Raw genomic sequence first — 13,241 nt, forward strand, 5'->3', positions numbered from 1 at the left:
ACTAGTAAATACTGTATAGTTTTCCTTTATGTCTCGGGGAGAACTGTCATGTTGAAGAAATTCTCATGCCTTCTGCTGTTGACTTGTGCTGCTGCCATACCACCGCCAGCCTCTTTGAAAGCACAGCAGGTTACGCCAACGAATATTACCGAAGGAACTTGTGACGTAGAGGTACCCATCTCGGGCGATTGGGACGTGTGGTATGAGATCACCGCTGTAAAAGGGAACGGTCTGTTTCCGACCCATGTTCATGATGGTATCGAGTGCGTGACCACGATCAAAGGCACCGGATTTTGGTGGATAGCGGAAAAAGGCGGTACCACCACGAAAGTTCCGACGAACGAAACTCTGTTGGTGCCCGATCTTACCGTCCATACAGGTGGAAACACGGATGGCGGCGACATGCACTATCTCTCGACACATGTCATGCGAGCCGGCGCGCCTTTCCGCGATATCTGCACCGCCTTGGGCGCTCCAACAAGTATGATCGTCAACGTCGCTTCATCAAATCCGTTCAAGGTGATATTTCGAAATCAGAAGGTGACCGAACGCCCCTTCAAGGTGAAGCAGGACATCAAGACCCTGCCCTCGGGAGCCAGCGACACAGTTTTGAACGAAAACGGTCCATCCTACATTGCGGCGATTGAAGGTCCGTTGACGCTGAAGTCCAGCGGGGACACGCGGACGCTGCAGCCCGGCGAAGGCTTTCTGCTTGCCGCCGGTGTGACTGAAATGGTCGGCAACGCCGGCGAGGCGCCGGCGAGAATGGCTGTTCTGCAGATCAGCGAGCTTGAGTAGTTGCGCCGGATCGACCATAGCCTGCCCGCGCCTGCGCGGCACTATGATTTCCGCATGCTCTTGAACAGGCTGTCGAAGGTCTTTCGAACTGACCGAGCCGTTTCGTTCAGATAGGTTTCGACACGTTGGAGATCGGGCAGATCACAGGCGCGGCACAACAATTCGGATAGACCGGGCGGAAAATCCTCGCGCTTAACGTCACCGTTCAGGCACAAGCGAATGATCTGGGTGATGCCGGTATAGAGATGAGCCGCTTCGACGAGTTTGTCAGTCACGGCCGGATCGGCGAAGTCCGGTTTCAGCTTCTCCAGGACCTCCGCGGTGGGCTGCGCATTCGCTGGCCCGTCAACATTTCCCGTCAGCACGGCAAACTGGGCAATGAATTCGATATCAATGATACCGCCGGCAACAAGCTTCAAATCCCACGCATCGCTCGGCGGCTTCTCTGCCTCGATCATCGCGCGCATTTCCACGACATCCTTGGCGATCTTCACGGGATCGCATGGCATGGCCAGGATATCGCTGACGTCCTGTTCGATTTCAGCAAACAACGTTTCGTCCCCGGCAACCGGCCGCGCGCGCGTCAGCGCCATATGCTCCCACGTCCATGCGTCATTTAGCTGATACTTGCGAAACGCATCAATATGCGTTGCGACCGGCCCTTTGTTGCCGGACGGGCGCAAGCGAAAGTCGACCTCGTAAAGCACCCCTTCCGACGTTGGCGCGGACAGTGCCGCGATCAGTCGCTGGGTCAGGCGCATATAGTACTGAGAAGGGGCGAGCCCCTTCTCCCCGTCCGACTCCTCGGCATGCTCATCATGGTCATAGAGCAGGATGAGATCGACATCGGACCCCGCCGTCAGTTCGCGGCTGCCAAGTTTCCCCATACCAAGGATCGCGATGCGCCCGCCGCTGATCCTGCCATGTTTGCTGGCAAATTCGTCGATGACGGCCTTAAGGGCTCTGTCGATGACGAGATCGGCCAGGTGCGAGAAGGCCTTGCCGGCCCGTCCACCGCTGATCGCGCCGGTCAACAGCCGGATGCCGATGAGAAAGCGATGCTCGGCCGCAAAAATACGCAGGCGATCAAGAATATCTTCATAGACTTTGCAAGGGCCGAGGAAACTCTCCAGTCGTTCGGCGAGATAGGCACGCGTCGGCACATCGGCAAAGATCGCCGGATCGAGCATGCCGTCAAAAATATGCGGCTTGCGGGTAATGATGTCGGCGAGGCGCGGCGCGGCACCCATGATCAGCACCAGAAGGTCGAGCAGGCGCGGATTGGATTGCAACAGGCTGAACAGCTGGATACCGGCCGGCAGGCCCTTGATCATACCGTCGAAACGCATCAAAGCCTCGTCGGCGCGACTGGTTGCGCCGAAAGCCTTCAGCAGCACCGGCGTCAATTCGGTCAGACGCTCGCGTGCCTCCGCCGACTGCGTCGCGCGGTAGCGCCCGAAATGCCATGTGCGGATCACCCGACAGATATCGCTCGGCCGCTCAAAGCCAAATTTCGCTAGCGTCTTCAACGTATCGGGATCGTCCACATCACCGGTGAACACGAGATTGCCCGCCTCTGCCGTCAGGTCTTGCGCCTGCTCGAAAAGGGCGGCGTAATGGGTTTCGACAGACTTCAGCGCTGTTCTAAAATCTTCTGCAAAGGTCTCGCCATCCTTGTAACCCATCATGTGGGCCACCCGCAGAAAGTTCTCGTCGTCCTCCGGCAGCATGTGCGTTTGCTCGTCCGCAATCATCTGGATACGGTGCTCGACGTCACGGAGGAAGCTATATTTCTGTGCCAGCATGTCGCGTGCCTCCTCGCTGATCCAGCCAAGACCATGCAGCGCATCCAGCATATCGACGGTGCGCGAACCGCGCAGTTGCGGGAAGCGGCCGCCGGCGATCAATTGCTGAGTTTGCACAAAAAACTCGATCTCGCGAATGCCGCCGCGTCCGAGTTTCACATTGTGACCGCGCACGGCGATCTCGCCGTGCCCCTTGTGCGCATGGATCTGCCGCTTGATGGAGTGAACATCGGCAATTGCGGCATAGTCGAGATATTTGCGCCAGACGTAGGGCGCAAGCTCTGCCACGAATCGCTTTCCCGCCTCGATGTCGCCTGCGACCGGCCGCGCCTTGATCATGGCTGCGCGTTCCCAGTTTTGACCGCGACCTTCATAGTAGTTGAGCGCGGCAACGACGGGGATGGCCAACGGTGTTGAGCCCGGATCCGGCCGCAACCGTAAATCAGTGCGAAACACATACCCATCGGCGGTGCGATCCTGCATGATGCGCACCAGACGGCGGGTCAGTCGCGAGAATGTCTCGACGCATTCATAGGGATCAGTGATCGCCGGACTCTGTTCATCGATGAAGACGATCAAGTCGATATCCGAGGAATAATTCAGCTCAAAAGCGCCAAACTTTCCCATCGCCAGAATGATCCAGCCGGAGTCCTTGTCCGGATGCTTTAGATCAGAAAGGCTGAGCTTGCCGGCCTCGTGCGCGTCACGCAGCAGGAACCGCACGGCTGCACCGATACATTCTTCAGCTAGCCGCGACAGCCAGAATGTCGACTCGGACGTCGTAAACTGACCGGACAGATCGCCCAATGCGATGAGCACATGGCCCTTGAGCTTTGCTTGTCGAAGCGCAGTCATCAGCCCGGCTTCGCTCACATCGTCGCCCTCGCTGGTTGCCGCAATTTCCAGCACCAGCGCTTCAAGGCGTTTGGCCAAGGACATTTCGAACAGCGGTTCGATGATTTGCGGGCGACGCATCAGAATAGCGCGCAGATAGGGGGAGAGGTCAAGGACAGCTGCAACAAAGGCGGCCGCAGGCTTGTTGGCTGTCAATGTGCCGACGCCGGCACATTCCTTTTCCGAGGCGCGCGTGAGGAGGTCACTGAGCAAAGCTTCGGCATTCTGCTTGTCCAGTGGTTCCAGCTCACGCAAGACCTGCGCAAAGAAAGGTGCGTCAGCGCCTGGCGCTCCGGAAGTCATGCATTCTCCTCTCCCACCGGAAAAACGAGGACGGCCCGCAGCCCCGGCGCATTGTCAGTCAATTCCAATGTGCCACCGTGCAATTTCATGACGGCCTTGGCAAGACTCAAGCCCAGCCCGGATCCCGGTTGCGAACGGCTTTCCTCCAGACGAACAAAGCGTTCTGTGGCCCGAGCCACCTGATCTGCCGGAATTCCTGGACCATTGTCGGCAACGATGACCTTGATCTTGTCGTCGTGCTTTTCCACTGACAGCGTTACTTCAATCGGATTATCGCTGACGCTGGCATATTTAATGGCGTTGTCGACGAGATTGGAAATCGTCTGGCCGATCAGCTCGCGGTTTGCCTTGACAGGCGTTTCGTCGATCGGTCCGAGTGCAAACTTGACGCCCGCCTCCTCGGCCGACGGCTCGTATAACTCGAAAACGTCTTCGACAATTGTCGATAGCGCAATCGGCTCCATCGTCTCGGTCGAATAGCCGGATTCGAGGCGCGAGATCATCAGAATTGCATTGAACGTGCGGATCAGCTGATCGGAGTCGCTGATCATGCCTTCCATGGCGGCGCGATAGGCCTTCGTCGTCCTGGCGCTCGAAAGCGCAGATTCAGCACGATTGTGCATACGCGTCAGCGGCGTCTTCAGATCATGAGCGATGTTGTCGGAAACGTGTCTGACACCCTCGTTCAATTCCTGAATGCGCGCCAGCATCCCGTTGAGATTTTCCGACAGGCGGTCAAACTCATCTCCGGATCCGCTCACGGGAAGTCGCCCGGCCAGATCGCCGCCCATGATGCGTTGCGAAGCGACCGATACCTCGTCAATGCGCTGCAGCGCACGCCGCCCAACGAAGAACCATATCAGGAATGCACCGACGCCCATGATGCCGAGAGCGGCCATGAGCGCGCGGCGCACGACGAGCCGGACTTGTTCGGGCTCGCCCAGATCCCGGCCCACCATCACCCTGATGCCATTCGGCATGACGATGACCCTGGCGATCGCCGTGTGGACTTGCGGATCGCTACTCTCATTGTAACGTTCATAGGTAATGGGGCGCTCTATCCAGCCCTCTGTCTGCAGAACGCCGACCTCGATACTCTGGACATTACCGGCGACTATGCGACCTGCGGGGTCCGTTACGAGATAGAGGTAAGCGCCCGGCTGACGCCCGCGGCGGTCAATCGTTCGCACGAGACCGACAATACCGCCTCGTTGGTAGACCTGACCGATACTCTCGATCTCTTCATTTACGGCCGTCTCCGTCTGCGTCGTCAAAAGCTTGACGGAAGAGCTGGTGATATAGAACACCAGCACCAGCGCACAGATCGTGAATAGTATGAGGTAAAGTGCTGACAGCCGCACGGCTGTCATTTTCATCATGGCACGGAAACGGCTCATGCATTGGTTCCGGCAGTCGCCTTGAGCATATAGCCGGCTCCCCGTACCGTGTGCAGTAGGGGCGTTTCGAAGCCCTTTTCGATCTTGCCGCGCAAGCGCGAGACATGCACATCGATGACATTGGTCTGCGGATCGAAATGATAATCCCAGACATGCTCCAACAGCATTGTTCGCGTGACGACCTGTCCGGAATGGCGCATCAGATATTCGAGCAGACGGAATTCGCGTGGCTGGAGAATGATGACCTGACCGGCCCGCTTGGCGGTATGCGACAGACGGTCGAGTTCGAGATCGCCAACGCGATAGACCGTTTCCGCCTCTTTCGGGCTCGATCGCCTTTGCAGGACTTCGATGCGGGCCAACAGCTCCGAGAAGGCATAAGGTTTGGTAAGGTAATCGTCGCCGCCCGCCCTGAGGCCGGTGACACGATCATCGACCTGACCGAGAGCAGAAAGGATCAGGGCCGGCGTATCATTGCCCTGCGCGCGCAGGGCCGCGACCACGGATAGGCCATCGCGACGCGGTAGCATGCGATCAACGACAAGGGCGTCGTAAGTTCCCTGCTCCGCCAGCGCATAGCCGGTTTCGCCATCGCCAGCGATATCCGCCGAATGCCCCGCTTCGGCGAAAGCCTTCTCCAGATAACGGGCCGCTTCGCGGTCATCTTCGATCACAAGAATCTTCATGGCAGTACATTAAGCCGGTTTTGGTGAATGAGTGAAGTATCGCACATCGCAGAAAGAAAAAGCGGGCGACAGAGTTATCGAAGGATCTGCCGCCCTATTGTGCTTTGGCGCTGACGGGGTGGGGGATGCAGCGCCGCCGCAACCCTTATCTCGTGTGGATCAACCCTGGTTGATAGGCAGAGCCACAAACCGCGACTGATCGTTGGTCTGCACCTGGAGCAGAACGGCCTTGCGCCCGGTCTTCGATGCATCTGCAATCGCAGTTTCAATTTCCGCACCGGTCTTCACCGGCTTGTTGTTGACCGAGACGATGATATCGCCTGTCGTGATACCCTTGTCGGCAGCATCGCCCTGGCGGTCGATATCCGTCACCACAACGCCCTTGCCATCGTCGGATGGCATGACTGTCAGGCCGTAGTCGTCGAGAGCCGAAGGCTTTGCCTGTTCTTCCTGCTGCGGAGCAGCATTGGCCTGCTGGTCATCCTGCGGGTATGGCTTGATCGCGACGTTGATCGACTTCGCCTCGCCCTTGCGCCAGACTGTAAGCTCGGCATCCTTGCCGGCGCTGATTGCCGCAATCTTCTTGGCCAGATCACGGGGATCAGAGACCTTGTCACCATTGACTGCGGTGATCACATCGCCGGCGGCGACACCGGCTTTGGCTGCAGGACCATCGGCCTGAGGCTCGGCAACAAGTGCGCCTTTTTCTTCAGAAAGGCCAAGAGATTCGGCGATTTCCTTGCTGACGGGCTGTATCTGGACACCGATCCAACCACGCGAAACCGAGCCGGTCTTGATCAGCTGATCGACAACATTCTTGGCGGTCGTCGCCGGGATGGCAAACGCAATACCAACACTGCCACCCGAGGGCGAGAAGATCGCCGTATTGATGCCGACCACTTCACCGTTCAGATTGAAAGCCGGGCCGCCGGAATTGCCGCGGTTGACGGCAGCGTCGATCTGCAGGAAGTCGTCATAAGGACCTGCACCGATATCGCGGCCGCGGGCCGAGACGATACCAGCCGTCACCGTGCCGCCAAGGCCGAACGGATTACCAACAGCAACGACCCACTGTCCGACGCGGATCTGGTTGTCGTCACCGAAGGTTACATAGGTGAATTTGCGCTTGTCATCGACTTTGAGAACAGCAAGATCAGTACGCTTGTCCTTGCCAATCAACTTGGCATCAAGCTCCGTGCCGTCATTGAGGACGACAGTATATGCCGAGCCATCTTCAACCACGTGATTGTTGGTTACGAGATAGCCGTCTTCAGAGATGAAGAAGCCGGAACCCTGTGCGGTCGGGCGAATGCGGTCCGGGCGGTTTTGCTCGCGCTGCGACTTACGCTGTTCCATGCCACGTTTGCCCTGCTGACCCTGGCCCTGGCCAAATTCAAAGAAGAAACGCTTCATGGGATTGTCATCGGGAAGCTGATCCATCCCGGGAAAACCCGTGTTGTCGTCAGCTGTGTCATGGATGGCGCTCTTGACGCGAACGCTGACGACGGCGGGGCTGACCTTTTCGACAACATCGGCGAAGCCGGGCTGCTGGGGAGCATCTACACGCACAGCCTCAGCCTGCGCAGGGACAATGGCGCTAAGCGGTCCGGTCGCCAGGAGGCCCCCGACGAGAGCTGAGGACAGCAGGGCGGCGGCAATGCCGGTGCGGTAAACAGAGGACTTACGAATATTCGGCATGAATGTATCTCCTTGGACATCTGATCGATCTTGGATCGTCTTGTAATACCAGTGATACAGATAGGAAGGTTACGTCGCTATTTCCGCATTATGACAAATTTGTAAGGTTCTATGGAAACTGGGCAGCTTCACTCAATCACTTTATTGCGGCAAGCGCTGCCGATAGGCCCTTCAAAGGCGCCTCGAAGACGAGCGTCGTTTCTCCAGTGGCACTGTAGGATACCTGCACGTTTGCCTCTTTCGCGATCTGCTCACGCAAGACTGGACCGACCGGTAAATACGTCACGCAGACGTTGGAATCGCAGCCATTGGTCTCGACTGCCACCGGCTCTTTCCGGCTGGGGAAGCTCAAGGTTACTGGCTTGCCCTCGCCCAGTTCAGAGCGCGTGCGCAAGATCATCAGCGGTTTGCCATTTTCAGTGGCCGCCAGCGACCAGCTGAAGGCGAACTGCCCCTGCCCGTCCAGAATTGTCTGTGTGATATTGCAAATCTTCTTCTTGGCCTTGAGATTTTCATCGCACCGCAATTCCCAATTTTCGAAGGGCTGGATCGTGCGGCGATAGCGACCGAGTTCTGCACCTTCGGGGATAGCCACCTCCGACGGCTTGATGGTAAATGCAGGGGACGACGGCTCCTGTCCGATGGCTGAGGAACCACCGGACAGGGACAGGCAAGTTATCAAGAGCAGCGATTTTGTAGCTCGACTGGTCACGGTATTCTCGTTCTGCTTTAATTGAGCGTGAAGCTGACACCTGCACCGACGCCGACACCCTCACCACTGAAGGCGCCCGAGACGTTGGCACGAACCTTGCCGCTTTCGCTGGTGTAGCCAGCACCGAAGGCCATGGCTGCCTGACCTCCGTGGCGACACTGATCTTGCCGGGCGTATCGTCATAGCGCAGCGATGCAGCGGCAAGTCCGATAGCGGCGGCCTGATGGGCTTCCTTGCGTGCCACGCCGATATCCGAACTCAGCTTGTTGAACTGCTTGTCGGTGTAGTCCTTTGCATCGTTAAACTTTCTATTGGTATGGCTATTTGCCTCATCCAATGTGGTCGTTGAAGCAGTCTGTATTTCCGTCCTGATTGTCCTGACCTGTTCATTGATCGTATTGGTTTGTTCGACAAACTTGTTCTCCACACCGTCAAGCTGGTTCTTGTTGACCCCATCAGTACCATCTCTGGCGTCGGCAACATTCTTGATGAGAACCGGTGCATTCGGATCACCGCCCTCCAGTTTTAGCACGTTGGTCTTCTCGCCATTTGGCCCAACGACCATCTTCACCGCAGCATCGCCCAAACCATCGAGCTTCTTGTTGGTGGTATTCAGCTGTGCGCCAGTAACCGCGTCCGTCGATGTTTCGCTGACTTCACCGTCCTTGAGACCTGTCACCTTCAGGGTACCGCCACCAGAAGCCGTTGGCGCTGCTATATCCGCGGACCTGAGCGTTACCGTGTCGGCCAGCGTGTTCGGAGAAGATGCCGGACTGCCAGTACCAGTCAACTTTGCAACAGGAGTTTTGTTGAGGCCACTGATTGCCGGGTGAGCACTGAAGTTACCGTCCTTGTCAGACTGCAGGGTGTGCCTGTCGAGATAATCCACTTTTTTGTCAAGGCTGGCCAAGCGGTTATCGACACCGGCGAAGCGGTCATTGAAGACCTTGTCATTGCCGTTCAAGGCAGCAAGCGCGTCACCGACATTGTTGATATTTACGGTCGAGCTTTTGCCGCCCGTGTCATGGGTATCGAGGGCGTAGTTCGGCGCATTGAATACGCCGTTTATGAATGTTGACCCACCTCCAAGAGCGCCGATTATGGCATTGTTGGTTGTATTAAGCTGGCTGCCATTGACCGCTTGCAAGGATGTTGCCGAAATTTCACCGTCGCCAACGTTGCCTAGTTTTGTACCAATGTCCTTGCCGCTCGCGTCCTTGCTGCCCTTCAGCTTGAGTTCGGCGGTCGTCAATTCACCGTCATCGACAACGCCATTCTTGTTCTTGTCGTCCCAGGCGTACCGAACCGCATTATCGCCAACGCCGTTGAGCGCATCCGTCCCGGCTGTCTGCAAACGGCTTTTCAGCTGCTTGAGATTGATTGCATCCGTATCATTCGTTCCATCGGCCACATCCGTGATGCGGCTTGCCTTGGCTGCTGCTCCTGTTCCACGCTGAGCACTGAACGCATCCTTCTCGGCATTCCACTTCAGAGAATCGGTGCTGAGAAGACTGATTTCCTTAGTAATGTTACCGACATTGGTCGTGACGGTGGTGATATTTTCCGTATTCCTCGTCACCTGACCATCGAGTGTCGCAAAGGCGTCGCCAACATTCGATTTGTCCTGCCCCTGGATCTTGTAAGTCGGGCCGGCGATAGTTCCGTCCGGGTTCAATTTCGCCCCGCCCCCAAGGGCTGCCGTGATACTCGAATTGGTCTTGAACAGTTGCGAACCGGTCAGCGCATCTGTCGACTTGTCGCTCACGACACCTTCGGCAACGCCTGTCACCTTACGCAATCGGCCACCCTTGCCGGACACATCCATTGCATTGCCAAGACTGTCCTTGGCCACGGTGACAACAGCATTCTCATCGGCCTGCTGGACAAGGCCGGCCGTTCCCGTGTTTAGCTCATTGATCGTGGTGTTGATGCTGTTGATATTCTGTGTGTTCTCCAGAACCCTTGTATTGATCCCCTTTACGTTGGCGTCCAAACTCTTGAGAGCCGGCTCGACACCGACATAGGCCGCTTCCGCTGTCGTTCCATCGGCTGCGATGGAAGACAGAGTGTAGGTCGGTAAAACCATTCGACCGAATTCATTGAAACCGGCGTTGCCACCCAAGGCACGCGCAACTCCTGCGCCCTGCAACCATAATTGTGCGCCGGTAACCGCATCCTGGGACTTGTTGCTGAACGCTCCCTCGGAAAGGCCGGTAAGTTTTCTGGTGAGCCTGGAATCGCCTACGATCGCTCCACGGAAATCTACAACTTCTCCATCAGTGTCTTTTCCAACGGTCAGATCCTTGCCTTTTTCTGACTGCTGCACCAGGCCCAGCGCACCATTGCCAATATTTTCGGTTAAAGTCGAAATATCGGTTGTGTTTGTCGTCACCTGTGTATCAAGGGCCGTGAAGGCATCGCCTACGCTCGTCTTTTCCGTGTTCTGAATCCTGAATGAAGGAGCAGTAATACTTCCATCCACGTTGACGCTAACACCCCCGCCCAGTGCAGTGGCGACGGACTGGCTGGCACCTTTGAGCTGACCGAAAGTTGCAGCGTCGCTGGCGCCAATGCCATTCGTCAACCCGGTTACCAAGCGGGTCTGCCCGTTCGGACCGGAAAGATCGATAGTCGTCGCATCCTTGTCGGCAGCAACAGTGATCTTTTTGCCGGCAGAATCGTATTTTACGAGACCGGTCGTGCCATTGTTGAGATTGGTGACGGCCGTGTTGATCGTTGTGATATCGCCCTTGACTGTAAAGAGCTGAGAACCATTGACCGCATCGCTCGATTTGGCCGTCAAAGCGCCGGAAGCAACATTGGTGATCCTGTTGACTGCGGCAGTACCGTGTTTGGCACTGAATGCACCTGCCGTGGCGTCCCATTGCAAGGAATCGCCCTTCAGACCGGCGATCTTGCCATCCAGGCCATTAATGGCCGTCGTGTGCGTGATGATAGTTTCGCTGTTCTTCCTCACGTTTTCATTGGTGGTGAAGAGCTGACCGCCGGTTACAGCATCATGCGAGCCAGCAGCAAGCGTGGCGTCCTTCAGGCCGGTCATCAAGCGGGTCTGCCCGTTCAGGCCGGAGATATCGACAGTCGCCACGTCCTTGTCGGCAGCAACGGTGATCTTTTTGCCGGCAGCATCGTGTTTTACCAGACCGGTAGCGCCGCTCTCGATATTCTTGACCGAAGTGTTGATGGTACTGATGTTGTTGGTGTTTTCGACAACGCGCTTGTCAATATTCTCAACCGTTTCATTGGTGTCGAACACCTGCCCGGTCGTAGCCGCTTGGGTTGCCCCCTTGGTCAGTTCACCGCCGTGCAGACCATCGATCGTACGCAAACCATCCGTGCCGGCGATATTGACCGTCTTTCCGCCCGTACCTTTGGCGACAGTGACAGCCGCCTTGGCATCCGCCTGCTGGACGAGGCCGATCGTGCCATTCTCGAATTTTTCAATTTTGGTGGTGTTGTTGGTAACCTGGGTTCCGATTTTCCCGACGGTTTCATTGGTGTCGAATACCTGACCGGCGGTTGCAACTTCATCTGAGCCCTTCCTGAGATCGCCAGCTGTCACGCCGCGGATCAAGCGCGTTCCCTCGCTGCCTTTCACGTCGAGCGCCTTGCCGCCGGTATCCTTGCCAACGCTAAGGTCCTTCGTCACCGCATCCTGCTGGACGAGGCCATTGCCGCCACCGAGGCCTGATAAATCAAAGATTTGCCCGCCATTGACGGCATCCGTGCTGCCCTTTGCAATTTTTCCAGGGGCAATATTGGCTATCGTCCGCTCCTTGCCCGGCGCGCCGACACTGACCTGATTGGCCCCGCTGGTGACCGAACCGGCACCCAAGGCGACAGAATTGGCATGCAACGACTGCGCGCCAGGACCAAACGCCACCGCGTTTTCACCCTTGGCTATGGCATTGTTGCCGAAAGCCATGGCATTCTGCCCAGTGGCAGTCGTGCCAGTCTTTGACTCGGCATACTCCACCTTGGTGTCCAGTTCGTAGCCAAGCTCCTTCTTTCCATCCCATGTCGACGAATCTAAAGCGTTAAATGGCACTTTACCATTATTGTAAACATAATCGCCTTGATCGTTGGCAACGTAATTGTCGCCGATCTTCTTATAACGCTGAACCACATTTGTGCCGTTAGACTTCAGGGCGAACGTTTCACCCGCAGCAAGGATACGGTTCTTCTTGACGAGATTGCCTGCCGCATCCCGGGTAGACACGGTGGGATTGCCGATGACCATGGCGCCATCTATGTTGCCTCCCCCGAGGCCGATTTTTCCGCTATTGACGTAAAGCTCTCCCCCCAATGAGAGGGAATCTGCTCCAGGAATACTGTCGCTTCCGTAAAAGAGTACCCTGTTTGTCTGGCTCTCCTTTGTGTTTTTTACAATATCACCGGCTTTGTAAGCCAAGTCGCCAGTTTCCCCGACGACATCCTTTTCCACTTGCGCGTCACGCCCCCACGGAGCGCAGCGGACAGGATTCTCTATAGCGCCGTTTTTCACTTCGAAGCTGAGCCACTGGCCTAGATATCCCAATGCGTCAGAAATGAAGGGGATCTTCCAGCCCGGATCTTCGACAGCAACATGCTGGCACTTTGTGTCACTGTTATCATTAATAAAAATTCCATTTCCGTCAGCACTAGCCTGCGGAGCAAATCCCGTCAGCATGGCGGCGATCACTGCAGCGCCTGTAACCTGATTGCCAACACCCAGCATACCGAGGCCCTTGCCGCGCTTCAAGCCCAGCGCGCGGCAGGCATTGCGCAGGATCGCATGGACGCGGCGGCGCACCGAGCGGCTTCCGCTCGCGCCTGGCAGCCAACTTTTCGCGAAATTGTTGGTGCGTCCTGCTCGACCAATATGACGCTTATTTTTCGGATTTTCTTTCGTATACATAGATAAATATCCCCATTAAAAGAAACCGTTAGT

At 56.6% G+C, this 13,241-nt stretch carries 6 protein-coding genes and 2 pseudogenes; 1 reads left to right on the forward strand and 7 read right to left on the reverse strand.

Features of this window, described 5'->3' with window-relative positions; translation table 11 throughout:
* The first annotated feature begins 48 nt into the window (after nt 1-48).
* The gene (locus C7476_RS22290) at nt 49-798 is read left to right on the forward strand and encodes a cupin domain-containing protein (RefSeq protein ID WP_114432052.1); all 750 of its coding nucleotides are present in this window, start codon (nt 49-51) and stop codon (nt 796-798) included.
* A 41-nt stretch (nt 799-839) separates the two neighbouring features.
* On the opposite strand, the gene C7476_RS22295 is transcribed toward C7476_RS22290, so the two are convergent.
* The 7 genes and pseudogenes from C7476_RS22295 to C7476_RS22320 all read right to left on the reverse strand — a co-directional run.
* Nucleotides 840-3,800, reverse strand: a complete 2,961-nt coding sequence (locus tag C7476_RS22295) for a bifunctional [glutamine synthetase] adenylyltransferase/[glutamine synthetase]-adenylyl-L-tyrosine phosphorylase (RefSeq protein ID WP_114432053.1) — start codon at nt 3,798-3,800, stop codon at nt 840-842.
* Nucleotides 3,797-5,197, reverse strand: a complete 1,401-nt coding sequence (locus C7476_RS22300; RefSeq protein ID WP_114432054.1) for a sensor histidine kinase — start codon at nt 5,195-5,197, stop codon at nt 3,797-3,799. Before C7476_RS22300 ends, C7476_RS22295 begins: the two co-directional genes overlap by 4 nt.
* Nucleotides 5,194-5,883: a response regulator transcription factor gene (locus C7476_RS22305; protein WP_114432055.1), complete on the reverse strand. Its 690-nt coding sequence runs from the start codon at nt 5,881-5,883 to the stop codon at nt 5,194-5,196. The genes C7476_RS22300 and C7476_RS22305 overlap by 4 nt, the downstream gene beginning before the upstream one ends.
* Nucleotides 5,884-6,042: 159 nt before the next feature.
* Complete coding sequence (locus C7476_RS22310; RefSeq protein ID WP_114432056.1) at nt 6,043-7,581, reverse strand: Do family serine endopeptidase; 1,539 nt, start codon at nt 7,579-7,581, stop codon at nt 6,043-6,045.
* Between the two features lie 136 nt (nt 7,582-7,717).
* A complete protein-coding gene (locus C7476_RS22315; protein WP_425374022.1) occupies nt 7,718-8,293 on the reverse strand; it encodes an invasion associated locus B family protein in 576 nt (191 codons plus the stop codon).
* A gap of 17 nt (nt 8,294-8,310) precedes the next feature.
* A pseudogene (locus tag C7476_RS29545) lies at nt 8,311-8,564 on the reverse strand (YadA-like family protein); the annotation flags it as partial.
* Between the two features lie 120 nt (nt 8,565-8,684).
* A pseudogene (locus tag C7476_RS22320) lies at nt 8,685-13,208 on the reverse strand (hypothetical protein); the annotation flags it as partial.
* Nucleotides 13,209-13,241 lie beyond the last annotated feature (33 nt).

It is taken from the genome of Phyllobacterium bourgognense, assembly GCF_003337575.1.
In the GTDB taxonomy this organism is placed as follows: domain Bacteria; phylum Pseudomonadota; class Alphaproteobacteria; order Rhizobiales; family Rhizobiaceae; genus Phyllobacterium; species Phyllobacterium bourgognense.

Coding starts and splice junctions, on each gene's coding strand:
- C7476_RS22290 (WP_114432052.1), top strand. CDS start 49: ATGTTGAAGAAATTCTCATGCCTTCTGCTGTTGACTTGTGCTGCTGCC.
- C7476_RS22295 (WP_114432053.1), bottom strand. CDS start 3,800: ATGACTTCCGGAGCGCCAGGCGCTGACGCACCTTTCTTTGCGCAGGTC.
- C7476_RS22300 (WP_114432054.1), bottom strand. CDS start 5,197: ATGAGCCGTTTCCGTGCCATGATGAAAATGACAGCCGTGCGGCTGTCA.
- C7476_RS22305 (WP_114432055.1), bottom strand. CDS start 5,883: ATGAAGATTCTTGTGATCGAAGATGACCGCGAAGCGGCCCGTTATCTG.
- C7476_RS22310 (WP_114432056.1), bottom strand. CDS start 7,581: ATGCCGAATATTCGTAAGTCCTCTGTTTACCGCACCGGCATTGCCGCC.